The sequence below is a fragment of the Paenibacillus sp. FSL F4-0097 genome (genome assembly GCF_038593125.1).
GTDB classification, from domain to species: Bacteria; Bacillota; Bacilli; order Paenibacillales; family Paenibacillaceae; genus Paenibacillus_AQ; species Paenibacillus_AQ odorifer.
This window is the reverse complement of record NZ_CP151965.1, coordinates 6,311,686-6,335,999: the sequence shown is the minus strand read 5'-3', so window position 1 is coordinate 6,335,999 and position 24,314 is coordinate 6,311,686. Positions and strand designations below refer to the sequence as shown.

Here is a 24,314-nt window from a genome sequence, read left to right as displayed (position 1 = left end):
AGAATGCAGATTCGTTTCGGATTCAGTTTTCAGGCGATTAAGCCTGAAATACGCTTAGAAATTCATTGTCACTTCTAGTGATGAACCGAATTTCACGCGGCAGCGTCTGTTTCACAGACGCATGTTTGGTGGCGATAGCGGAGGGGTTCCACGCGTACCCATCCCGAACACGACCGTTAAGCCCTCCAGCGCCGATGGTACTTGGACCGAAGGGTCCTGGGAGAGTAGGACGTTGCCAAGCACAAATAGACCACTGTTGATAACTCGACAGTGGCTTTTTTGCGTCTATTATAGATTGTGGAAAACTTGTGGATAATTCATTGGAATTTGCAGAAAACTTACGCACATGTGGATAGATGATTAAAAGGCAAAAAATCACCGAATGGTGTGGATTAAGTACATATTTATGTAGATCTGTCAACAGAAAACCTAAGTAATACACGGGTTGCTGTGGATATAGTCAGATTTATGTGGATAGAGGGATTGATAAGTGGATAATTATTTTAACTTGAATAGGACAAGATTACAAGACTATTTTTGAAACTGCTTAAAGCTGTGGATAACTAAAAAAAGTTCGAAAAATATCCTTATAATTCGCACACAATACACTCTCTTGTTATACTAACCATAAAAGTAAATTCATAAATGGTGAGGTGAGTTTTGTGGATATCAGACAGTTGCACTCAGAAGAGTTTGATCTAAGCATGGATTTATCTGAATATGCTTTTCAATACAAGCTGCCCAGTGAGAAAAGGGCTAATGCTAAGGAAAGATTTAAAGCAGAACGCGTATGGGGTGCTTTTGAAGAAGGTACTTTGGAAGCCAAACTTACTCTTCTTCCATTCCAAGTGTACATACAAGGTAGATTAGTACCTATGGGAGGGCTCGCTGGGGTAGCGACATGGCCAGAGAATCGCAGACAGGGACATGTGGCAAAGCTCCTAGCGCATACGCTGCAAACGATGAATGAGGCGGGGCAGACATTATCTTTTCTGCATCCGTTCTTGATCCCTTTTTATCGCAAATTTGGTTGGGAAGTTTATTGTGAATATAAGAAATACTCCATTCCTGTTGCCAAGTTTCCCAAGAAGGTTGAAGTTGAGGGCAAGGTAAGACGCGGTGTTAAAGATATCGGAGTATTGGACAACTTATACAATCGTTTTGCAGTTAGATATAACGGAACACTTAAGCGTGATTTGGACTGGTGGGAGAACTCTGTTCTGGATGATGAAGGTCAGACTGCGGTATTTTATTCACAGCTTGGGGAACCTGAAGGATACGTATTATATAAGATAGAAAATAGAGAACTGGTCATTGATGAATTTGTGTTTTTGAACGAACAGGCCCGGCAGGGGCTGTGGACATTTCTTGCGAATCACGATTCAATGGTGACCGGTGCATCGCTAAAACTGGTGCCATCCGATGATATGTTACCCTTTTTGCTGCCTGATCCGCGTATAGAGCAGGAGAACTATCCTTATTTTATGGCGCGTATTGTGAATGCTAAAGTATTTGTGGAGAGTTATTCTTTTAAGCGTCACAGCAGTCAGAAGAAACAGGTTATTTATATTGAAGATAAATATGCACCATGGAATGACGGGTTGTGGGAATGGACGGTCTCCGAAGAGGGAGCAGCAGCTTTCTTGCGTATAGAGGGTGAACGGGATGCAGCTGACTTAAGCTGTGATATTGGCACGCTGACGATTCTAATGTTTGGATATAAACGCCCTGCAGAGCTGGCTCGTTATGGACTTGTGACTGGTAGTCCGACGGCTCTGGAATGGCTCGAAGAAATCATTCCGCAAGCTGAAACCGCACTTTTTGATCATTTTTAGAAAATAATTAGGCTCTCCCCTTCGAAAGATGCTGGGAGAGTTCTTTATTTCCGAATACATTCGCTGAAAAAAGTGAAAAATAAGAGAATCCTCTTGGAATTAGCACAGAATATGTTATAATATTAAAAAGTCAAAGAAAGTCAAAGTCAACGCACCTGATGGCATACAGTGCGATCCTCTGAATTCGTGAAGTTTTCTTCAGACTTATATGAATGAAGTTCACTAATGAATGTCATTAAGGATGCGGGCCGCAAGCGATATTATGAAGCTTTAAAGAGCACTGGAGGATGAGTGATGCGCAATATCTCTGATATTATTGAACAATATCTGAAGAATATTTTGCATGAAAGTCCCGAAGGTACGGTGGAAATCCAGCGAAATGACCTGGCGGACCAGTTCTCATGCGTACCGTCACAGATCAATTATGTTATTAGTACACGCTTTACACTGGAAAAAGGCTATGTGGTGGAAAGTAAGCGTGGTGGCGGGGGATATATTCGTATTCAACGTTTTGAATTGCCGCCCAACGTGGCACTGCATGCCCATTTAAACCATACTATAGGTGGCGGGATAGATCAGAACGCTGCCGAAGGGTTGATTTATCAACTGGAGGAAGCTGGTTTTCTAAGCAAGCGTGAGGCGTGTCTTATGCGCGCTGCTGTTTCTCGGGATTGCCTAACGGTTAAGATTCCATATCGGGATGAGATTCGGGCCAAGATTATGAAGGCGATGTTAATCTCTTTGTTAGGCAAATAATTGTCAATCATAAGGGAGGGGCTTTCGCTTATGCAATGTCAGGAATGTGGCGTCAAGCCAGCAACACTCCATTTCACCAAGATCGTGAATGGAGAGAAGACAGAATTTCATATCTGCGAGAGCTGTGCGCGGGAGAAGGGTGAACTGATCCCGGGAACTGCTGGAGGATTCTCCATTCACAGCTTGCTGTCCGGTCTGCTTGATCTTGAAGGGGCCGGTAAGGAAAAGACGGCTGCTACGAAGACTACGCAGAGTCTGCAATGTGAGAATTGTGGGATGACGTACTCGCAGTTTAGCAAATTGGGTCGTTTTGGCTGCAGCTCCTGTTATAAATATTTTAACAGTGCACTGGACCCGCTCTTTAAACGGGTGCATGGCAGCACTTCGCATGTAGGCAAGATTCCCAAACGTGCTGGAGCACAGATTGTGTTCAAACGGCAAATTGATGAATTGAAGCTGGAATTACAGCAAAGTATCGCACAGGAGGAATTCGAAACTGCGGCAGAGCTGCGGGATCAAATTCGCCAACTTGAAAAAGAAATGGCACAAGAGTAAAGTCTTTGATATATAGGGGGGATATGACATGTCAAGTCTCCGATTTACTGAACAAGCGCTTAGTGATTGGATGCGCTCGGGAGGCAGTCACTCCGAGATTGTAATTAGCAGCCGTATGCGTATTGCACGTAACTTAGAGCATCTTCCATTCCCTATGCTTGCTTCCTTAGAGCAATCGGAAGAAGTATTAGAGCTGCTGGCCCCTGTGTTTCATGGGGAAACTGCTGCCGAATTCGGATCTTTTCAACTGATAAAGCTTGCTGAAGTGAATGAACTGGACAAAAAGGTATTGGTCGAGAAACATCTCATCAGTCCTAATCTGGCTAATGATTCACGTGGTGCAGCTGTGATATTAAATGAAGATGAGTCGGTCAGCATCATGATTAACGAAGAAGACCATCTGCGGATCCAATGTCTGTTCCCGGGTCTTCAGGTAAGAGAAGCATGGGAACGTGCGACAGCCATCGATGATATCTTCGAATCGGCTGTTAATTACGCTTTTGATGATAAAAGAGGATACTTGACCAGTTGTCCCACCAATGTGGGTACAGGGCTGCGTGCCTCAGTAATGCTGCATTTGCCAGCACTAGTAATGACCCAACAGATCAATCGCATATTGTCAGCAGTGAATCAAGTGGGATTGACTGTAAGAGGAATTTATGGTGAGGGCAGCGAAGCAGTAGGGAACATCTTTCAAATTTCCAATCAGATTACTCTCGGTCAAACGGAAAGTGAAATCATCGAGAACCTTCACAGTGTAGTCACCCAGATTATAGAGCATGAACGAAATGCCCGTGAAAGGCTGCTGGTAGATTCCGCTTTAAGAATTACAGACCGAGTGAAAAGATCTTATGGGATTTTGTGTTATGCCGCTCTAATGGAGCTTAAAGAATCCGCACAACGGCTATCTGATGTGAGACTTGGGGTCGACCTTGGCATACTGGAAGGCCCTTCGATTTCCGTGCTTAATGAGCTTAACGTTAAGACACAGCCAGGATTTCTGCAAAAAATGTTCGGTGATGAGATGAACGCCACTGAACGGGATATGTATCGGGCGAAACTGCTCCGAGAAACACTGGGAACACAACATTAATATAGATATTTATTATTCATGGAGGTGCAGGAGATATGATGTTTGGAAGATTTACGGAACGCGCACAAAAAGTGCTAGCGCTAGCGCAGGAAGAAGCTGTTCGTTTAGGACACAACAATATTGGCACAGAACATATTTTGCTAGGACTTATTCGTGAAGGAGACGGCATTGCTGCTAAAGCATTAATCGCTTTGGGTCTGGGTCTTGAGAAAATCCAGGACGAAGTGGAGACACTGATTGGCAGAGGCCAAGAACAACCTACGAACATTGCTTATACTCCTCGCGCCAAAAAAGTAATCGAGTTGTCGATGGACGAAGCCCGCAAGCTGGGACATACGTATGTCGGCACTGAGCATATTCTGCTAGGACTTATTCGTGAAGGAGAAGGTGTCGCGGCTCGTGTGCTTAATAACCTCGGCATCAGCTTGAACAAAGCTCGTCAGCAAGTGCTTCAGCTTCTGGGAAGCAGCGAGGCTGCATCCAGCCATAGCGGAACACCTGCTAATGTCAGCACACCGACTCTAGACGGTCTAGCACGCGATTTGACGGCTTATGCCAAGGATGGCAACCTGGATCCAGTTATCGGTCGTAGCAAGGAAATTGAACGTGTTATTCAGGTACTGAGCCGCCGGACGAAGAACAACCCGGTGTTGATAGGTGAACCTGGGGTGGGTAAAACAGCTATTGCTGAAGGCTTGGCCCAAAAGATCATTAATAATGAAATTCCAGAAACACTGCGCGACAAACGCGTAATGACGCTCGATATGGGCTCTGTAGTGGCTGGTACTAAATATCGCGGTGAGTTTGAAGACCGCCTCAAGAAAATCATGGATGAGATTCGCCAAGCGGGGAATATCGTACTCTTTATCGATGAGCTTCATACGCTGATCGGTGCTGGTGGCGCAGAAGGTGCTATTGATGCATCTAACATTCTTAAGCCGGCTTTAGCCCGCGGAGAACTTCAGTGCATCGGTGCGACGACGCTGGATGAATATCGTAAATATATTGAAAAAGATGCAGCTTTGGAGCGCCGTTTCCAACCTATTACGGTGGATCAGCCATCTCCAGAAGAAGCGGTACAAATTCTATTTGGACTTCGTGATCGTTATGAAGCACATCACCGTGTGAAAATTACGGATGAAGCTATCGTGGAAGCTGTAAAGCTGTCTGATCGTTACATTCCGGATCGTTTCCTGCCGGATAAAGCCATTGACCTTATCGATGAAGCAGGGTCTAAAGTAAGGCTTCACTCTTACACTATCCCGCCAAATCTGAAGGAACTAGAAATGCGCTTGGATGATATCCGCAAGGAGAAGGATTCCGCTGTTCAGAGCCAAGAGTTTGAGAAAGCGGCTGCCCTGCGTGATACGGAGCAAAAAATCCGTGAAGAGCTTGATACGACTAAGAACCAGTGGAAAGAAAAGCAAGGGCGCACGGATTCTGAAGTTACTCCTGAAGATATCGCACAGGTTGTAGCAAGCTGGACGGGGATCCCTGTAAGCAAGCTGAAGGAAGAAGAGACCGACCGTCTGCTTAACATGGAGGCTCTGCTGCATGAACGAGTGATTGGTCAGGACGAAGCTGTTAAGGCTGTCAGCCGGGCATTGCGCCGGGCGCGTGCGGGTCTTAAAGATCCGAAACGTCCAATGGGCTCGTTTATCTTCCTCGGTCCTACGGGTGTAGGTAAAACTGAGTTGGCACGTGCGCTTGCTGAAGCTATGTTCGGCGATGAAAATGCGGTCATTCGTATTGATATGTCGGAATACATGGAGAAGCACTCCACGTCCCGTTTAGTTGGTGCCCCTCCTGGATATGTCGGCTATGAAGAAGGCGGCCAATTAACAGAGAAGGTACGTCGTAAACCATACTCTGTAGTACTGCTTGATGAAATTGAAAAAGCGCATCCGGAAGTATTCAACATTTTGCTGCAAGTGCTTGAAGATGGTCGCCTTACCGACTCTAAAGGCCGGGTAGTTGACTTCCGTAATACACTTATCATTCTGACCTCTAACGTAGGTGCACAGGCAATCAAGAAGAATTCGACGCTTGGATTCACGGCTGTGCAAGATGCAGGAGCAGAATACGGCAATATGAAGGGCAAGGTTATGGAAGAGCTCAAGAAGAGCTTCCGTCCAGAGTTCTTGAACCGGATCGACGAAATCATCGTCTTCCACTCACTCGATGAGAAACATATCGCTGAGATCGTTACGTTGATGTCTGATGAGCTCCGCAAGCGCCTGCGTGAATATGATGTTGATTTCGTACTCACGGATGCAGCGAAGGCCTTCTTGGCTAAAGAAGGTTATGACCCAGCCTTTGGTGCACGTCCATTGCGCCGGGCAATTCAGAAGCATATTGAGGACCGTCTTTCTGAGGAATTGTTGAGAGGAAATATCCAAAAGGGTGATTCCCTCAATATTGATGAGGTCGGCGGAGAACTTGTGGTGACTAAAGTGGACGCTCCAGTAGCGCCAGCGCTTGAAAAAGAAGTAGAATCCGAATAAAATAAACAAGGCTTTCGCTCCTGATTTATAGAGGAGCGGAAGCTTTTTTTATTGGAAATAGATCAATTTAAAATATACATTTAATGCAAATACCGAATGACCTTTCGTTAAAGGGGTAGAAATGGTAAACTTTCATTAGAAGAAAATGATCCGAATTGTAAACAGTTCGGACCGTAAGGAGAACAAATGGCTAAAGCAAAAACAAAATTTTTTTGCACCGACTGTGGATACGAATCGCCAAAATGGTTCGGGAAATGCCCAGGGTGCCAGGCTTGGAACTCCATGGTGGAGGAAACGGAAAGCGTAGTCAAAACACAGGGAATGAATGCCCCTATTTTTCATAGTAAAGAAAAGGCACAGTCGATCATAAGTATAGAAAGTGACAAGGAACCGCGCATACTGACAGGTATAGGTGAGCTTAACCGTGTTCTCGGTGGGGGGATCGTACCAGGATCGCTGGTACTAGTAGGGGGAGACCCAGGAATCGGTAAATCTACGCTCTTATTACAGACCTCGCACGCCCTTACAACACAGGGATTGCGAGTACTGTATATCTCGGGCGAAGAATCGGTAAGGCAAACTAAGCTGCGCGCGGATCGCCTCGATGCGTTGTCAACGGAGCTTTATGTACTATGTGAGACAAATATGGAAAGCATAGAAGAAGCGATCGAACAAATCCAGCCACAATTTCTTGTCATCGATTCTATTCAGACCGTATTTATGCCAGAAGTAACGAGTGCGCCAGGCAGCGTGACCCAGGTTCGGGAGTGTACGACAAGATTTATGCGTATCGCTAAGATTCGTGGAATTGCAACAGTTCTCGTTGGTCATGTTACCAAGGAAGGGGCTATTGCTGGACCACGGATGCTTGAACATATGGTGGACTGCGTGCTGTATTTTGAGGGTGAGCGGCATCATACGTATAGACTTTTGCGGGCTGTAAAAAACCGCTTTGGCTCTACGAATGAAATCGGCATTTTCGAAATGGGTGAAGCGGGGCTTACCGAAGTAGAGAATCCATCGGAGCTCTTTTTATCGGAACGTCCGCTTGGCGTGGCTGGTTCTACTGTGGTGGCTAGTATGGAGGGAACTAGACCTGTGCTTGTAGAACTTCAGGCACTTGTTGCTGCCACCCACTTCCCTTCCCCACGGCGAATGTGCACAGGCATGGATCACCAGCGGATGGCACTTATTATCGCTGTACTCGAGAAACGGATGGGCATGTTCCTGCAGAATCAGGATGCATACCTTAATGTTGCCGGGGGAGTAAAGCTGGATGAACCGGCGATTGATCTAGCTGTAGCTATTAGTATCGCCTCCAGTTTTCGTGATATTTCAACAAAACCTTACGACGTTTTCTTCGGAGAAGTAGGACTTACCGGTGAGGTAAGAGGCGTTTCGCGCGCGGAAATGCGCGTTAAGGAGGCCGCAAAACTTGGCTTCCGGCGGGTGATTATGCCTGAGAAGAGCATGAAGGGATGGAAGCACCCGCAAGATATCCAGATTATTGGCGTCAGTACCGTAGCAGATGCACTATCGGTCGCGTTAGATTAGGGGGCACAGGGATATGAAAGAATATAACCAATTAGAGAATATGAATGATCTGCTCAGACTGGCGGCACCGGGTACACCTTTTCGGGAAGGTTTGGAGAATGTGCTGCGCGCTAAGACAGGGGCACTTATTGTCGTAGGGTACAGTCCTGAGGTGATGGACGTAGTGGATGGCGGATTCTCCATTAACTGCGATTTTTCGCCCAATTATTTATATGAGCTAGCTAAAATGGACGGAGCTATTATTCTAAGTGAGGATTTAAAGCGTATATTGTATGCTAATACACAACTTATACCGGATTCCTCTATCTCATCCATCGAGACGGGGATCCGTCACCGGACCGCGGAGCGTGTAGCGAAGCAAACGGGTAAGCTGGTGGTTTCCATTTCACAACGCCGCAATATCATCACGCTTTATCAAGGCTCGATACGTTATGCACTCAAAGAGATCGGCGCAATTTTGGCAAAGGCTAACCAAGCGATTCAGACACTCGAGAAGTATAAAGCAGTGCTCACGCAAGGACTGACGAATTTGTCAGCTTCAGAATATGAGGGCATTGTTACCGTTGCTGAAGTAGTGGGTGTTATCCAGCGTGTAGAGATGGTTCTGCGCATAAAAATGGAGATCAAACGTTATATCAACGAATTGGGCAACGAAGGACGCCTGATCAGCATGCAGATGGAAGAACTGGTTGGAAATACAGAGGAAGAAGCATGGCTTCTATACAGAGACTATGCTAAGGAAGAGCAGGAGGATAAAATCCGTGAAATTATCGCCGGTCTCAAACGGATAAGCGATGATGATCTGATGGATGACAACCATATTGCCCGTATACTGGGTTATTCTTCTACGGCAATTACCTCTGAAGAAGTGGTGACTCCACGTGGTTATCGCCTGCTTAACAAAATTCCGCGGCTTCCGAATGTGATCATTCACAATCTGGTGGAGCGGTTTGAAATGCTGCCTAATTTGATGTCCGCAAGCATTGCTGAATTGGATGAAGTGGACGGAATTGGGGAGGTGCGGGCCCGTAATATTCAGGATGGGCTCAAACGTTTACAGAAGCAAGTTCTTATTGACAGGCAAATGTAAATAACATACAATCACGTAATATTGGGGACGTTAAAGGCCAAAGTTAGAAAATTGAGGTGAAGAAATGATACAAAAATCAATTCCGAGTCTTTTTACGATAGGTAATTTGATGCTCGGAATGTTTGGTATCATGATGGCGTTTGACGGTAAGATTAGCATGGCCGCTATCATGGTTATTATTGCTATGCTGTTAGACGGCTTAGATGGTCGAGTAGCTCGCGCTCTAAAATGCGAAAGCGAATTTGGCAAGGAGCTGGACTCCTTATCTGATGTCGTTTCTTTCGGAGTCGCACCGGCCGTTATTTTGTACGTCTCAAGCCTGCAGGATTTGAACTCTGCATTAGGCTGGACAGTAACTGCGATTTTTCCGGTGTTTGGTGCTTTGCGCTTAGCCCGTTTTAATGTTCGTCCGGGGGTTCCGGGTTATTTTATCGGTTTGCCAATTCCTGCTGCAGGTGGTGTACTGGCCACATTAGCTCTTTTTAATAAAGATGTTTCGGCTCCGTTTATGATCGTTGCTACACTGCTCTTATCTTATTTGATGGTCAGCACTGTTAAATATCCTAATTTCAAAAAGATTGGATTGCCGAAAAAAGCGGTGGTTGGAGCGCCAGTGGTTATTGTTGTTGCAGTGGCTGTAGCTGTAGTGTTCCCAGAGCAAATCGCTAAGCTGATCTTTGTCTTACTTGGAATTTACGCATTATACGGCTTTAAGCAAAATATTGATCGATTGACAGCCAGACGCCGTCATCGTCGTCGTAGCCGTTCAGAGGATAAAGTGTATCACTCCAAGAACGGTTAATCGGTCCATAAGGTAAGGTAACTGAATAAATTATGACCAAAGGTTTTGTCTTCCCTAGGGGATGGCAAAGCCTTTTTGCATTTCCAACGCTACCCCAAGTTTATCGTCTTGAAAATTGGAACATACTGGTGAGGAATAGATCCATTTAGGATGAATAAAAAGGAGGTGCGTTAGGTTATGTGGAAAAAAGTGATTTTGTCTTTTGCCTTAATATGTGGTGCTTGGTCAGGTTTTTCGCTATACCATGCGCTCGAAAGAGGATTCCCCAAGGGGATGGAAAAGCTGGGTGAAAGCTTACCTGTAGAAGGAAGCATTTTATTTACGGTGCTGGGTGCCATTATTTTTTTGTTTGCGGGGTCTTTATGCGCGGAATGGGGAGGTTCAAAACTGCGGGAGGCGGTTCACTACTGTTCGCGTATTCCAATGAATGAATTAGCTGCAAGTGCAGCTGGGCTTACAGGGGGGCTTCTGTTATCTCTCCTGTTATACCCTGCAATGATCTGGCTTGGGAAAGCTGGGCAGCTGCTGCAAGTGCCAGCTACATTAGCTTTTGGATATCTGGGGCTGCGGATCGGTTTGGAGAAAAAAGAGGAGCTAGCTGCACTGTGGACATCTGGACGCTGGGGTCAAGCGGCTGAGCCGGAAGGCCGCGGGCTTGAGGAACATAAAATCCTCGACACAAGTGTTATTATCGATGGAAGAATCGCTGACATTTGTAAGACGGGATTTATTGAGGGAACCATTGTCATACCTGAATTCGTACTAGAAGAGCTCCAGCATATTGCTGATTCTTCGGATTTGTTGAAGCGGAACCGGGGACGGCGTGGGCTTGATATTCTAAACAAAATTCAAAAAGAGCTTGATGTGAAGGTATTGATCTATGAGGGAGATTTTGAAGAAATCTCTGAGGTTGACAGTAAGTTAGTGAAGTTGGCGAAGGTACTGCAAGGTAAAGTAGTCACTAATGATTTCAACTTAAATAAGGTTTGCGAATTGCAGGGCGTTTCCGTTCTGAATATTAACGATCTGGCGAATGCTGTGAAGCCAGTAGTGCTGCCCGGTGAGGAAATCGTAGTTCAGGTCATTAAGGATGGCAAAGAGCACGGACAAGGGGTAGCCTACTTAGACGATGGAACGATGATTGTTGTAGAGGGCGGACGGGAATATATCGGGACTACGATGGAGGTTCTGGTCACTAGCGTGCTGCAAACTTCGGCTGGCCGAATGATATTTGCTAAGCCAAAACTTTTGGAAAAAGCGCAATAAGTGAAGATAAAGTGTATGGGGACTGTCCTATGGGTTGGAAATGCCCGCCAAACACGTTATGATGGGATTATACGTGAAAGACAGGAGCCAGATTAATGTCAAACAGTGTGGGCGTCGTCATTGTGGCGGCAGGCAGAGGAACGCGAATGGGAACTGCGGAGAGCAAGCAATATTTGTTACTGCAGGGGAAGCCGATTATCGTTCATACGCTGGAGGTATTCCAGCAGCACGAATTGATCTCTGAAATCGTGCTCGTAACCGGTGAAGAGGATGTTGAACGCTGCCGGGAATGGATACAGCTCTATAAGCTGGACAAGGTTAAGGCTATAGTAACTGGTGGATCTGAGCGTCAGCATTCCGTACATAAAGGGTTGTTGAAACTTACGACACAGTGGGTAATGGTACATGATGGTGTTCGTCCGTTTGTACAGCCGAATGAAATTGAGGCTTGCTACGAACGAGCGAAGCAGATGGGTGCTTCGGTTCTTGCTGTACCCGTCAAGGATACGATCAAACAGGTGGATAATGAAGGACAAGTACTGTCTACGCCGGATCGGCGAAGTCTGTGGGCGATTCAAACCCCGCAGACTTTTCGTCTTTCTGATTTGCTGGAGGCTTATGCAGCGGCGGAACGGGATGGCTTTCTGGGCACCGATGACTCCAGCTTGGCGGAGCGTGCGGGGATTCCGGTTTCTGTGGTAGAGGGAAGCTACAGAAATATTAAGATTACGACACCTGATGATTTGGATTATGCAGAATTCACAGAAAGAAACAGGGGAGAGGGACAATCATGATCGCTGTAGGACAAGGATTTGATGTGCATCAGCTGGTAGAGGGCAGGCCTTGTATTATTGGGGGAGTTACGATTCCTTACGAAAAAGGATTGCTTGGGCATTCCGATGCAGATGTACTGCTGCATGCAGTTAGTGACGCGATTCTAGGCGCACTTGGACTTGGTGATATTGGCAGACATTTTCCGGATACAGATCCAGCCTTTAAGGACGCAGATAGCTTGAAGTTATTAGAAGAGGTATGGGCACTTGCTCGTGAGCGAGGATATAAGCTGGGAAATATTGATTCAACGATTATCGCCCAAAAGCCTAAGATGGCTCCGTACATTCCACAAATGACCGAGATTATCGCACGTGCGCTTAATGCCGACCCGTCCAAGGTAAATGTTAAAGCTACTACAACTGAGCAGCTTGGTTTTGCCGGACGCGGCGAAGGAATTGCCGCACAATCTATTGTCTGTCTACTCCAAGATGTGATATCATCTTGAGATGGTCTAAGTAGTAAATTAAGTTCAACCATATGAAGCGGAGGGAATACAATGACGGATGAAGTCCGGGTGCGTTACGCACCGAGCCCTACGGGACATTTACATATAGGTAACGCCAGAACGGCGCTGTTTAACTATCTGTTCGCCCGTAATAAAGGCGGTAAATTCATTATCAGAATTGAAGATACAGACGTAAAGCGCAATGTCGCTGGTGGTGAAGAGAGCCAGCTTAAGTATTTGAAATGGCTGGGTATGGATTGGGATGAGAGCGTTGATGTGGGCGGAGAGTACGGACCTTATCGTCAGACAGAACGTCTTGACTTATATCGTGTACATTGGCAGGATTTGCTGGACAGAGGTCTGGCTTACCGCTGCTATTGCACAGAGGAAGAGCTGGAGGCGGAACGTGAAGAACAGACTGCCCGCGGAGAAACGCCTCGTTATTCTGGCAAACATCGTGATCTGACTGAAGAGCAACGTCTAGCTTTTGAAGCTGAGGGACGAGTTGCCAGCATTCGCTTCCGTGTGCCAGAAGATCGTACGTATGCGTTTGATGATCTCGTAAAAGGCAGTATTTCTTTTGACACAAAAGAAATGGGTGACTTTGTTATTGTGAAGAAGGACGGAATTCCGACCTACAACTTCGCGGTAGCTGTTGACGATCATCTGATGGCTATTACCCACGTATTGCGTGGAGAAGACCATATTTCCAACACACCCCGCCAGCTTATGATCTATGAAGCGCTAGGCTGGGAGCCACCTTTATTTGGTCACATGACGCTTATTGTTGGCGACAACCACAAGAAGCTCAGCAAACGGGATGAATCCGTTATTCAGTTTATCGAGCAATATGATGAATTGGGTTGCTTGCCTGAGGCTCTGGTTAACTTCATTTCTCTGCTTGGCTGGTCTCCAGAGGGAGAAGAAGAGATCTTCAGTAAAGAAGAACTTATTTCTATTTTTGATGCGGACCGTTTGTCCAAAAGCCCGGCTGTATTTGATAAAAACAAGCTGGCGCATCTGAATAATCATTATATTAAGCATGCTGATCCTAAACGGATCTCTGCACTGGCTATTCCACATCTGCAAAAAGCGGGTAAAATACCTGCTGAGCTGAACGAAGAGCAACAAACATGGGCGGAAAGCCTTGTCGCGTTGTATCAAGAGCAGATGACTGCAGCTTCTGACATCGTGGCGCTATCGGAACTGTTCTTCCGCAGTCACCTAGAGTTAGAGACGGAAGCAGCGCAGGTTCTGGCTGAAAGCCAAGTCCCTGAGGTATTGTCTGCTTTCCTGGCTAAAGTTGAAGCCTGTCAGGATTTCAGTGCAAGCAACATGGCTGTTCTGATTAAGGAAGTACAGAAAGAAACAGGTCATAAGGGCAAAGCACTCTTTATGCCAATTCGTGTGGCTCTGACCGGACAAACGCACGGACGTGATCTTAATATAACCATTGCTTTGCTCGGCAAAAATCGCGTTATCGAACGTTTGAAATCACAAATTAAGGGCGCTTAAGGTCGTATTTCATACGACTAAACCCCCTTGTCAGTATCTTGTCTTTTGCGCTAAGATAGAATTATATGATAATAGCTGTGATCAGGAGAAGTACGTCCATTGAAGACAATTGCCAGAGAGAATAACCGAGAAAGGGACACCCTTTCGGGCTGGGAGTTATTCATTTGTCCGGGGCAGAACATGCGCCTGTGAGCTGCACGGTTGAATGACCTTTTTAAGGCTCATTAGATCGCGCCGGGAACGTCGCCGTTAATGATGCCAAGTGGAATGAAGAAATTCTGCCGTTTGTTACAATAGCGGCTCATTTGATTCGTTCAAGCAGAGTGGAACCGCGGTTAAACGTCTCTGCAGCATTATGCTGCAGGGGCGTTTTTTGTCTAAATATAAGCAAAAATAATTTTCATACAATACTCTTTGTCTTATATTTCTACGAGATAACAAACCAAGCGAACACTCACAGCATATGTATGATAAGGATGATGGGCCTGGAGACAATACCTTTCTTGTGTACCTGTAAACAGGAGATAAGGAAGTTAAGAAGAGAGGAACCGTGATGTTTAAGCATATTAAGTCGGACATTCGGGCGGTATTTGATAACGATCCTGCTGCCCGCAGCTGGTTCGAGGTTGTCTTCACATATGCCGGCTTGCACGCCATTTGGGGTCACCGGATCGCCCACTCTTTTTTCAAACGCCGCTGGTATACAATGGCTCGTATGGTTTCGCAGTTTAGCAGATTTATGACTGGTGTTGAGATCCATCCCGGAGCTGTCATCGGAAATAGGCTGTTTATTGACCATGGTATGGGGATAGTTATCGGAGAAACCTGCGAAATCGGTGATGATGTTATAATCTATCAAGGGGTTACGCTTGGAGGAACCGGAAAAGAAAAAGGTAAGCGACATCCCACGGTTGGCAACAATGTAGTTATTGGTTCCGGTGCGAAGGTTTTAGGATCTTTTCGTATTGGTGACAATTCAAATATAGGTTCGAATGCTGTTGTGTTGCGTGAAGTGCCTAACAACAGTACAGTAGTAGGGAATCCAGGTCGTGTGGTAAAACGTAATGGAGAACGGGTATCCGATCGGCTCGATCATACGAAGATGCCTGACCCGCTTGTCGATTCACTACGGTTTTTGCAGAAAGAAATCGAAGAAATTAGGGAAAAGCTTGGCGCAGAAGATAAACAAAAAACCGCACAGCGGATAGCAGAAGCTCAGCAGTATATTGGTGACTATGAAATTTAAGCATCCCGGTATTAAGGAATCCGGAAGAACAGAAAGGGCTGGAATAAGGATGGCTTTACAAATATATAACACAATGACACGCAGCAAGGAGCAGTTTGTGCCCCAGGAGCCGGGCAAAGTTAAGATGTATGTGTGTGGTCCAACCGTTTATGGATATATGCATATCGGAAATGCTAGACCTATAATTGTTTTTGATATGGTCCGGAATTACTTGGAGCAGTTAGGTAATGAGGTGCGTTATGTTACGAATTTCACGGATGTTGATGATAAACTGATTCGCAAAGCCGAAGAAATGAACACTACTGTAGCAGAGGTAGCGGAAACTTTTATTGCTGCTTACCGTGAGGATCTGGAAGGGCTTGGTGTTAAACCGGCAACCTTGAATCCCCGTGTAACGGAAAGCATGGAGCTGATCATTGGATTTATTAAAGAGCTTGAGGAAAAAGGATACGCATACGAAAGCGGCGGCGATGTATATTACCGCACTTCAAAATTTGAAGACTACGGTAAATTATCTCGTCAGAATCTGGATGAGCTGCAGTTTGGTATCCGTGTTGAGGTGGACTCACGTAAGGAAAAACCGGAGGATTTTGTGCTTTGGAAAGCAGCCAAACCTGGTGAAGTGCACTGGAGTAGCCCTTGGGGAGACGGACGTCCAGGCTGGCATATTGAATGCTCGGCTATGGCGCGCGAGTTCTTGGGAGATACGATTGATATCCATGGTGGTGGACAAGATTTGCAGTTCCCGCATCATGAATGCGAATGCGCTCAGACCGAAGCTCTGACTGGTAAACCACTCTCTAATTACTGGATGCATAATGGATTCATCAACATCGGAGACGAGAAAATGTCGAAATCGCTCGGTAATGGCTGGCTTGTAAAAGACATCCGTGAGCGTTTTAAAGCAGGAGCTATCCGCTATTTCATGCTATCGACCCATTACCGTAACCCGCTGAATTTCTCAGAGGAATCTATGACTTCCGCCGAAAAGAGCGTTGAACGGATCACGCTTGCAGAGAGTAACGTTAAACATCGGCTTGAACTCGCTGCTGATGGTGCTCAAGGTGAGGTCAACTCAGAGATTAATGATAAGCTGTCGGCTATAGTGGCCAATTTCCATGCTAGAATGCAGGATGACTTTAATACGCCTGATGCGATCACGGCTATGTTCGATTGGGTGAGCCTGGCAAACCATACGCTTGCGAATAACGAGGCTGCTCCTGCTGATTTTGCTGCATTACTGCAAGCCTTTGGCGAAATGAATGCTGTGCTGCGTTTGACGCCTGAACTGGAAGAGGAAATTGCAAGTGAAGAAGTTGAACGGTTGATCGCCGAGCGGGTTGAAGCTCGTAAGAATAAGAATTGGAGCCGGTCTGACGAGATCCGTGATGAATTAGGCCGCTTGGGCATATTGCTTGAGGATACTCCACAAGGAATGCGGTGGCGTCGTAAATGAGTGAGGAACGCAAGTTTGATAACGGATGGTTTCCTTATGAGCCTTCCAAACCTGCGCGACTACTATCGCCTATTGTTCTAGCTTATGTAGGAGATGCTATCTATGAGGTGGCTGTTCGCCAGTATTTAGTATCTCTTCCGAATTTGCGTCCGAACCATTTGCATCGTTCTGCTACAGGGCTGGTATCCGCTAAAGCACAGTGTGCAATTCTGAACTTTTTGGAGCCTAGTCTCACGGAAGAGGAGAAGGATGTCGCCCGTCAGGGGAGAAATGCGAAATCGGGAAGTGTTCCTAAGAATGCGGATGTGCTTGAATACCGTCATGCTACAGCTTTTGAGTGCTTGATTGGTCACTTGTACTACACAGGACAACAGGAGAGAATAGAAGAAATTGTGCACAAGGGTATACAGTTTATGTTGAAACAGCCGTGATAGGCTTTGGCGAAATAGAAAATAGGAGAAGTGAACATGGAAGAAGAATTGAAGAATGAAGAGGAAATATTGGCAGGGAAGCATTCTGTGCTTGAAGCGCTTCGTGCTGGTCGTACATTAAATAAAATTTGGATTGCAGAGACAGCCCAGAAGCATCTGACAGCACCCATCGTTGCCGAAGCCCGGAAAGCGGGAATTGTCATTCAGCATGTGGACAAGCGTAAGTTGGATCAACTGGCACCAGGTGTGCAGCATCAAGGGGTGGTTGCACAAGCAGCACCATTTGCCTATGTTGAAGTGGATGATTTGTTAGCTATAGCAGAAGCCAAAGGAGAACCGGCATTCCTTATTTTGCTTGATGAAATTGAAGATCCTCATAACCTGGGCTCGATTCTGCGGACGGCGGATTGTACTGGAGTACATGGGGTAATCGTACCTAAACGCCGTTCGGCTCAGATAACTGCGACCGTGTCCAAAACATCCGCGGGTGCTGTGGAGTATGTTCCGGTTGCCCGGGTTACAAACCTGGGTCAGACCATTGACCGTCTAAAAGAGCAGGGAGTCTGGGTAGTAGGAACAGACGTGGATACCGATCAGAATCTATACCAATCCGATATTTTCACGGGTCCGGTAGCTGTTGTAATCGGCAATGAGAATAAAGGAATGGGACGCCTGATTCGTGAAAAATGTGATGTGCTTCTTAAGCTGCCGATGGCCGGAAAGATCAATTCATTAAATGCCTCTGTCGCCGCAGGAGTCATTATGTATGAAGTGATACGCCGCCGGCAACTGCAGGGATAGCTATGGCCGACTGGCGCGATGTGCTGCTTGTGGATGGATATAACATGATCGGTGGCTGGCCGGAACTTGTGGCACTGTCCCAGATTGGTATGCAGGAAGCACGCGACCGCTTGATGGATTTGCTGGCAGATTACCAGGCTTTCTCTGGACGAAGAGTTATTGCTGTTTTTGATGCATACCGTGTTCCGGGGTTGGGAAGGTCTTTTGTCCAGGGTAAGGTCCAGGTGTACTTCACCAAGGAAAAAGAAACCGCAGATGAATGCATTGAGCGACTGGTTGGGGAATATAGCAATCGGCGCCGGCAGATCTATGTGGCTACGAGTGATTTTATAGAGCAGCATATTATTTTTGCACAAGGTGCATTGCGAATTTCGGCAAGGGAATTGCATCTGGAAATTGAAGAGAATCAAAAACAAGTAAAAAAAGCTATCGAACCTGGCGGTGTCAGTTCTACTCGTCATTCTTTGGAAGACAAACTGCCTCCCGATGTGCGCAGTAAGCTGGAAAAATGGCGCAGACAGTGAGATCGAGGAAGAATCAGGAAATATTTTATTCCAATTTATGCTATTCTAGATTGATTTTGGACAAACTCCGGTTGACGGTGGAAGGTAACATAATATATACTGATCCTATATTTCGCGAAGTAACGATGTGTCTTGCGTTGCAGCCGGGGGGATTCTTGGTGAGTGTCGACCTCAAGGAAATAATGCTGTCTGAGTATGATTTCATAAGTGATGAAGATATTGTCGAGGCTTTCCGTGGTGGCGACAGTGGCGCATTAGAACACTTGATTAATAAATACCGTAACTTTGTACGTGCTAAAGCCCGCTCTTATTTCTTGATCGGGGCAGACCGTGAAGATATTGTACAAGAAGGAATGATTGGTCTATACAAGGCTATTCGTGACTTTAAAGGTGACAAGCTCTCTTCATTCAAGGCTTTTGCTGAGCTCTGCATTACACGACAGATTATAACGGCTATTAAGACGGCCACTCGTCAGAAACATATTCCGCTGAACTCTTATGTTTCCTTGGACAAGCCCATTTATGACGAAGATTCTGATAGAACACTTATGGATGTCATTTGTGGAACACAGGTTCTAGATCCAGAAGAGCTAATTATTAATCAAGAAGAATTCATTGGTCTTGAAGATAAGATGGCGGAGATTCTAAGTGACTTGGAGCGCAAGGTTCTGATGTTGTATTTAGACGGAAGATCCTATCAAGAGATTGCTGAAGATCTTAAGCGGCATGTAAAGTCTATTGATAACGCTCTACAACGAGTAAAAAGGAAATTAGAAAGATATCTAGAAGTACGTGACAATTGATGATATAATGAACAAGAGAGGGCTCGGACATCGAGTTCTTTTTTTTAGTCTTTTTGAAATCACTCGGATAGAATTAGGTGCTTGCACCATAAATTACTATTTGAGCCGATTTTAGTCGTTGCCGTTGAAGGTAGGTTTATACACAGACGGAATACCCCATAATGGTAAGGAAGACAGCGAAGTGTGAGGAAGAGATAGACCCAAAGACAGGGTACGGCCATATGACTACTAAACCCGGAATTACCCAGTGCAGAACGGAATTCTTTCGTTGACACAGACCTTGACATTATGCTAAAGTGTTTTAGGTAGGCCTAAATTCGCGGCTTTTTTTTAGGATCAATATTTGCGTCTTCTAATGTGAATTGGAAGGACGTCTCGGGAGGTGCACATCATGCGGGTAATTATCACTTTGGCTTGTACAAGTTGCAAACAAAGAAACTATGCGACTACCAAAAACAAGCGAAATCACCCCGACCGCATGGAGATGAAGAAATTTTGCAAGTATTGTAACTCGCAAACTCCTCATCGCGAAACCAGATAGTCTGTGGAGGTGTAGTCGGCATGAAACGTAGTTTCAAGTCTATGTTTTCCTTTTTCACTGAGAGCTGGAGTGAACTCAAAAAGGTTCGCTGGCCAAGTCGTAAAGAATTGACCAACTATACATTGATCGTTCTCGGTACGATTGTAGTTGTCGCTATTTACTTCTGGGTTCTGGACATCGGTATTTCCGCTGTGATTGAAGCGATTATTTAGAGAGGTCCCAGGTGGCTTGATATGGAAAAAAGATGGTATGTCGTTCATACCTATTCTGGGTATGAGAATAAGGTCAAAGCCAATTTGGAAAAGCGCGTTGAGTCCATGGGCATGGAAGACAAAATATTCCGCGTTCTTGTTCCTATGGAAGAAGAAATCGTAAACAAAGACGGTAAGAAAAAAACCGTTATGCGTAAAGTTTACCCCGGATATGTTTTGGTGGAAATGGTTCAGACTGATGATTCCTGGTATGTTGTCCGCAATACTCCAGGCGTTACTGGATTTGTTGGTTCGACAGGCTCAGGGTCTAAACCAACAGCTTTGCTTCCGGAAGAGGTAGAACAAATTCTGAAGCATATGGGCATGGTTGAACCTAAAGCGAAGATTGATTTCGAAATCAAGGAATCCGTACGTATTATGGTTGGTCCGTTTGCGAATTTTGTGGGCTCCGTGGAAGAAATTTTGGCTGACAAGAGCAAGATCAAAGTGCATGTTAACATGTTTGGACGGGAAACCCCGCTAGAGTTGGATTTCACTCAAGTGGAGAAAATATAACATAAGCTAGGGTTTCTTGTGGGAGAGCGCTATTGGCGTTCGAAGACCACTATTTTTGCAAGGAGGTGTCACTCATGGCTAAAAAAGTTATTAAAATGGTGAAACTGCAGATTCCTGCAGGGAAAGCGAATCCAGCGCCTCCAGTAGGTCCGGCGTTAGGTCAAGCAGGTGTCAACATCATGGCATTCTGTAAGGAATTTAATGCTCGTACTGCCGACCAGGCTGGCTTGATCATTCCGGTTGAAATTACAGTATTTGAAGACCGTTCCTTTACTTTCATCACTAAAACTCCTCCGGCTGCTGTTCTGCTTCGCATCGCTGCTAAAGTAGAAAAAGGATCCGGCGAACCAAACAAGAAAAAAGTAGCAAAAATCGGCCGCGCTGCGGTACGTGAAATTGCTGAAACAAAAATGCCTGACCTTAACGCTGCAACTGTTGAAGCTGCAATGCGTATGGTTGAAGGTACTGCCCGCAGTATGGGTATCACAATCGAAGACTAGTAGTTTTCGAAGAATCGGTCATTCGTGACCCGCAAGTATGTGGGAGGAATTTCCGCTAACACCACAAAGGAGGAACATTTTCATGGCTAAACATGGTAAGAAATACCAAGAAGCTGCTAAGCTGATCAACAGCGAAGCAACTTACGAGCCTTCAGAAGCTGTAGAGCTTGTGAAAAAGGCAGCGACTGCTAAGTTCGACGAAACCGTTGAAGCAGCAGTTCGTCTGGGTGTAGACCCGCGTAAACAAGACCAAGCAGTTCGTGGTGTTGTTGTCCTGCCTCACGGCACTGGTAAAACACAACGCGTGCTTGTATTTGCAAAAGGTGAAAAAGCGAAAGAGGCAGAAGCTGCTGGCGCTGATTTTGTTGGTGATCAAGACATGATCAACAAAATTCAACAAGGCTGGTTTGAATTTGATGTCTGCGTAGCTACACCTGATATGATGAGTGAAGTCGGTAAACTGGGTCGTCTGCTTGGTGGTAAAGGTCTTATGCCTAACCCTAAAGCTGGCACAGTTACATTCGATGTTTCCAAGGCTGTGCAAGAAATCAAAGCCGGTAAAATCGAATACCGTCTCGACAAAGCAGGTCAAATTCACGCGCCAATCGGCAAAGTGTCCTTTGATGCTGCACAATTGAACGATAACCTTAAAGCTCTTATCGACGCTTTGAACCGTGCGAAACCAGCTGCTGCTAAAGGTGTATACCTTAAAGGCATCTCGATTTCTTCTACAATGGGACCTAGCGCTCGTGTGAACACAACCGTCTTCAGATAATTAAGGGTTGACTCTTTGAGTCAATTTTGATAATCTATAACAGTTGTGAAACTTAAGGTATCAATCTTAACCTTGAATATGCTTACCGTAGACAGTAGGTGCCTTAGTGCTTAATTTCCTACCGAGGTGTTGTGATAGAAACAAGAAGTAACGAGCTCGCTCGTATAACTTTCGTTTTATCAAGCCTTCGTGATTCTGCGGAGGCTTTTCTACTGCCTGCGTAGGAGCGGTGAAGCTTTCCTTGGAAAGAACGCCGACACATAAATTTTCAGGAGGTGTATACATTGGCAAATGCAAAAGTAATTCAAGCAAAACAAGACGCGGTTGACGTCGTTACTGCAAAACTGCAAAACAGTCTTTCGACTGTTGTAGCTGACTACCGTGGATTGAACGTTTCCCAAGTGACTGAACTGCGTAAGCAACTTCGTGAAGCTGGCGTTGAGTTTCAAGTCCTGAAGAACACATTGCTACGTCGCGCAACTGCTGCGGCTGAGTTGAGTGAATTGGATGAAGTTTTGACTGGTCCAACAGCTATCGCATTCAGCACAACTGATGCAGTAGCACCAGCTAAAATTTTGAACGATTTCGCCAAGAAAAACGACGCTTTGAAATTGAAAGGCGGCGTAGTTGAAGGTCGTGTCATTGACGCGGAACAACTGAAAGCACTGGCTGAGCTTCCATCCCGCGATGGTTTGCTGTCCATGCTGCTTAGCGTACTTCAAGCTCCAATGCGCAACTTCGCGCTTGCAGTTAAAGCTGTTGCTGAAAAAGAAGAACAAAGCGCGTAAGCCTTTGACTCTTGCAGCATAATCAATACCACAAATAAATTTAAATATAAAATGGAGGTTCAATCATGAGTAAAGAAGCAATCTTGGAAGCAATTAAAGGCATGAGCGTATTGGAACTGAACGACCTGGTTAAAGCAATTGAAGAAGAATTCGGCGTAACTGCAGCAGCTCCAGTAGCAGCTGGCGGTGCGGTAGCAGCAGTAGCTGAAGAGCAATCCGAATTTGACGTAATTTTGACAGGCGCTGGCGCTTCCAAAATCAACGTTATCAAAATCGTTCGCGAAATCACTGGTCTTGGCTTGAAAGAAGCTAAAGATCTTGTAGACAACGCACCAAAAGCAATCAAAGAAAAAGTAAGCAAAGACGAAGCCGAAGCTACTAAAGCAAAATTGGAAGAAGCAGGCGCAGCTGTAGAAGTGAAGTAATTCCTTCTATTACTGAAAACCCCTTGAACTTGTTCAAGGGGTTTGTTTTATAAATAGAGTTAGTAGGGCGTTTATACCAACTGCTAACATAATAGGAAAGGGAGGAAAGAGATGTCGCAACATTATTATTCGCAGCAGCCGGAAGTACGTCATGACAGACGTAGCATTGATACCGTACTAAGAGGCAAAAGCTTTCGTTTTACGAGCGATGCCGGTGTATTCTCTAAAGGAGACATCGATTACGGTAGCCGAGTTCTTATTGAAGCTATGATAATTCCGGACGGTTCAGCGGTGCTTGATGTAGGTTGTGGTTATGGGCCGATTGGCATAAGTGCAGCATACCTAGCTCCCAAAGGACATGTAACCATGATTGATATTAACAGTCGTGCGGTAGAACTGGCGCGTGAGAATGCTCAGCACAATGGAATCCGGAATGTTACGATAATGGAAAGCGATGTGCTCGGCGCATTGAATGATCAGCAGAAGTTCGATGTGATTCTAACTAATCCTCCGATTCGTGCAGGAAAAGCTGTAGTGCATAAGATTTTTGAAGATGCGTATGAACATTTAAATGAGGGTGGCTATCTGTGGATTGTGATTCAGAAGAAGCAGGGTGCTCCATCCGCAGTGGCAAAACTAGAAAGCTTGTTCTCAATGGTGGAAGAAGTAGGGAAAGACAAAGGCTATCGTATTATTAAAGCGCAAAAATAAAATACAATAGGTTATTGACATGTGATAGTGATAATGGTATTATTATAAAATGTCAGTATTAAGATAGGCTCCATGTCTTTAGTTTGCTGAAATGTCAAGCAATATATTGTCGCCCGGCTAGCGCATGCCGCACGGCAAGTTTTTGCGAGTTGGTTGTCTATGCTCTAACGTAGCAAATGCTACGTGGTAATAGATAATAGCGCATAAACTATTGCTTGGTGACGTATAATATGTACGTTTTGGGCAAATCTACTTGATAAGGAGTATTTTGGTCATGGATAAATGCGCTCTTTTTTC

General features: G+C 45.5%; 26 protein-coding genes, 1 rRNA gene and 1 other annotated feature. All 27 genes read left to right on the top strand.

Annotated features, from left to right (window positions below; all coding sequences use genetic code 11):
* The first annotated feature begins 124 nt into the window (after positions 1 to 124).
* The 27 genes from rrf to MHH86_RS28455 all read left to right on the top strand — a co-directional run bounded on the left by rrf (position 125) and on the right by MHH86_RS28455 (position 24,017).
* Positions 125 to 241, top strand: a 5S ribosomal RNA gene (gene rrf / locus MHH86_RS28585).
* 421 nt (positions 242 to 662) lie between these two features.
* Entirely contained in the window at positions 663 to 1,835 is a 1,173-nt protein-coding gene (locus MHH86_RS28580) for a GNAT family N-acetyltransferase (RefSeq protein WP_036680463.1), read from the top strand.
* A 294-nt stretch (positions 1,836 to 2,129) separates the two neighbouring features.
* Entirely contained in the window at positions 2,130 to 2,591 is a 462-nt protein-coding gene (locus MHH86_RS28575; RefSeq protein ID WP_036680465.1) for a CtsR family transcriptional regulator, read from the top strand.
* A 30-nt stretch (positions 2,592 to 2,621) separates the two neighbouring features.
* Positions 2,622 to 3,146 (top strand): UvrB/UvrC motif-containing protein, encoded by a 525-nt coding sequence (locus MHH86_RS28570; protein ID WP_036680467.1) that lies wholly within the window; start codon positions 2,622 to 2,624, stop codon positions 3,144 to 3,146.
* A 28-nt stretch (positions 3,147 to 3,174) separates the two neighbouring features.
* The gene (locus tag MHH86_RS28565; RefSeq protein WP_036680469.1) at positions 3,175 to 4,239 is read left to right on the top strand and encodes a protein arginine kinase; all 1,065 of its coding nucleotides are present in this window, start codon (positions 3,175 to 3,177) and stop codon (positions 4,237 to 4,239) included.
* A gap of 35 nt (positions 4,240 to 4,274) precedes the next feature.
* Positions 4,275 to 6,743, top strand: a complete 2,469-nt coding sequence (gene clpC, locus MHH86_RS28560; protein WP_036680471.1) for an ATP-dependent protease ATP-binding subunit ClpC — start codon at positions 4,275 to 4,277, stop codon at positions 6,741 to 6,743.
* A 186-nt stretch (positions 6,744 to 6,929) separates the two neighbouring features.
* On the top strand, positions 6,930 to 8,297 hold the full coding sequence (gene radA, locus MHH86_RS28555; protein ID WP_036680472.1) for a DNA repair protein RadA: 1,368 nt from the start codon (positions 6,930 to 6,932) through the stop codon (positions 8,295 to 8,297).
* 13 nt (positions 8,298 to 8,310) lie between these two features.
* Positions 8,311 to 9,387, top strand: coding sequence for a DNA integrity scanning diadenylate cyclase DisA (gene disA, locus MHH86_RS28550; RefSeq protein WP_036680475.1), 1,077 nt, complete (start codon positions 8,311 to 8,313; stop codon positions 9,385 to 9,387).
* Between the two features lie 64 nt (positions 9,388 to 9,451).
* On the top strand, positions 9,452 to 10,189 hold the full coding sequence (gene pssA / locus MHH86_RS28545; protein ID WP_036680477.1) for a CDP-diacylglycerol--serine O-phosphatidyltransferase: 738 nt from the start codon (positions 9,452 to 9,454) through the stop codon (positions 10,187 to 10,189).
* A gap of 177 nt (positions 10,190 to 10,366) precedes the next feature.
* Positions 10,367 to 11,455 carry a PIN/TRAM domain-containing protein gene (locus tag MHH86_RS28540; RefSeq protein WP_036680481.1) on the top strand — a complete coding sequence of 363 codons (1,089 nt, stop codon included), beginning with the start codon at positions 10,367 to 10,369 and terminating at the stop codon, positions 11,453 to 11,455.
* 95 nt (positions 11,456 to 11,550) lie between these two features.
* Positions 11,551 to 12,249 carry a 2-C-methyl-D-erythritol 4-phosphate cytidylyltransferase gene (ispD, locus tag MHH86_RS28535; RefSeq protein WP_036680484.1) on the top strand — a complete coding sequence of 233 codons (699 nt, stop codon included), beginning with the start codon at positions 11,551 to 11,553 and terminating at the stop codon, positions 12,247 to 12,249.
* The gene (gene ispF, locus MHH86_RS28530; protein ID WP_036680486.1) at positions 12,246 to 12,734 is read left to right on the top strand and encodes a 2-C-methyl-D-erythritol 2,4-cyclodiphosphate synthase; all 489 of its coding nucleotides are present in this window, start codon (positions 12,246 to 12,248) and stop codon (positions 12,732 to 12,734) included. The genes ispD and ispF overlap by 4 nt, the downstream gene beginning before the upstream one ends.
* Positions 12,735 to 12,785: 51 nt before the next feature.
* Positions 12,786 to 14,249, top strand: a complete 1,464-nt coding sequence (gltX, locus tag MHH86_RS28525) for a glutamate--tRNA ligase (RefSeq protein ID WP_076099623.1) — start codon at positions 12,786 to 12,788, stop codon at positions 14,247 to 14,249.
* Positions 14,250 to 14,802: 553 nt separating this feature from the next.
* Positions 14,803 to 15,495 carry a serine O-acetyltransferase gene (cysE, locus tag MHH86_RS28520; RefSeq protein WP_036680489.1) on the top strand — a complete coding sequence of 231 codons (693 nt, stop codon included), beginning with the start codon at positions 14,803 to 14,805 and terminating at the stop codon, positions 15,493 to 15,495.
* 49 nt (positions 15,496 to 15,544) lie between these two features.
* A complete protein-coding gene (cysS, locus tag MHH86_RS28515; protein WP_076099625.1) occupies positions 15,545 to 16,951 on the top strand; it encodes a cysteine--tRNA ligase in 1,407 nt (468 codons plus the stop codon).
* Positions 16,948 to 17,382 carry a ribonuclease III domain-containing protein gene (locus MHH86_RS28510; RefSeq protein WP_076099622.1) on the top strand — a complete coding sequence of 145 codons (435 nt, stop codon included), beginning with the start codon at positions 16,948 to 16,950 and terminating at the stop codon, positions 17,380 to 17,382. The genes cysS and MHH86_RS28510 overlap by 4 nt, the downstream gene beginning before the upstream one ends.
* Positions 17,383 to 17,418: 36 nt before the next feature.
* On the top strand, positions 17,419 to 18,183 hold the full coding sequence (gene rlmB / locus MHH86_RS28505; protein WP_076099621.1) for a 23S rRNA (guanosine(2251)-2'-O)-methyltransferase RlmB: 765 nt from the start codon (positions 17,419 to 17,421) through the stop codon (positions 18,181 to 18,183).
* A gap of 2 nt (positions 18,184 to 18,185) precedes the next feature.
* The gene (locus MHH86_RS28500) at positions 18,186 to 18,707 is read left to right on the top strand and encodes an NYN domain-containing protein (RefSeq protein ID WP_036680494.1); all 522 of its coding nucleotides are present in this window, start codon (positions 18,186 to 18,188) and stop codon (positions 18,705 to 18,707) included.
* Positions 18,708 to 18,865: 158 nt separating this feature from the next.
* Positions 18,866 to 19,510 (top strand): RNA polymerase sporulation sigma factor SigH, encoded by a 645-nt coding sequence (gene sigH / locus MHH86_RS28495; RefSeq protein WP_036680496.1) that lies wholly within the window; start codon positions 18,866 to 18,868, stop codon positions 19,508 to 19,510.
* 391 nt (positions 19,511 to 19,901) lie between these two features.
* Entirely contained in the window at positions 19,902 to 20,051 is a 150-nt protein-coding gene (gene rpmG / locus MHH86_RS28490; RefSeq protein WP_076099620.1) for a 50S ribosomal protein L33, read from the top strand.
* A gap of 20 nt (positions 20,052 to 20,071) precedes the next feature.
* Positions 20,072 to 20,263: a preprotein translocase subunit SecE gene (gene secE / locus MHH86_RS28485; RefSeq protein WP_036680497.1), complete on the top strand. Its 192-nt coding sequence runs from the start codon at positions 20,072 to 20,074 to the stop codon at positions 20,261 to 20,263.
* 21 nt (positions 20,264 to 20,284) lie between these two features.
* On the top strand, positions 20,285 to 20,818 hold the full coding sequence (nusG, locus tag MHH86_RS28480; RefSeq protein WP_036680499.1) for a transcription termination/antitermination protein NusG: 534 nt from the start codon (positions 20,285 to 20,287) through the stop codon (positions 20,816 to 20,818).
* A 74-nt stretch (positions 20,819 to 20,892) separates the two neighbouring features.
* A complete protein-coding gene (gene rplK, locus MHH86_RS28475) occupies positions 20,893 to 21,318 on the top strand; it encodes a 50S ribosomal protein L11 (protein ID WP_036680502.1) in 426 nt (141 codons plus the stop codon).
* A gap of 82 nt (positions 21,319 to 21,400) precedes the next feature.
* A complete protein-coding gene (gene rplA / locus MHH86_RS28470; protein WP_036680504.1) occupies positions 21,401 to 22,093 on the top strand; it encodes a 50S ribosomal protein L1 in 693 nt (230 codons plus the stop codon).
* Positions 22,094 to 22,160: 67 nt separating this feature from the next.
* Positions 22,161 to 22,313: a sequence feature (ribosomal protein L10 leader region), on the top strand.
* 64 nt (positions 22,314 to 22,377) lie between these two features.
* Positions 22,378 to 22,881: a 50S ribosomal protein L10 gene (gene rplJ, locus MHH86_RS28465; RefSeq protein ID WP_076099619.1), complete on the top strand. Its 504-nt coding sequence runs from the start codon at positions 22,378 to 22,380 to the stop codon at positions 22,879 to 22,881.
* 65 nt (positions 22,882 to 22,946) lie between these two features.
* Positions 22,947 to 23,306 (top strand): 50S ribosomal protein L7/L12, encoded by a 360-nt coding sequence (gene rplL, locus MHH86_RS28460; RefSeq protein WP_036680508.1) that lies wholly within the window; start codon positions 22,947 to 22,949, stop codon positions 23,304 to 23,306.
* A 111-nt stretch (positions 23,307 to 23,417) separates the two neighbouring features.
* Positions 23,418 to 24,017 (top strand): class I SAM-dependent methyltransferase, encoded by a 600-nt coding sequence (locus MHH86_RS28455; protein ID WP_076099618.1) that lies wholly within the window; start codon positions 23,418 to 23,420, stop codon positions 24,015 to 24,017.
* Positions 24,018 to 24,314: the final 297 nt, after the last annotated feature.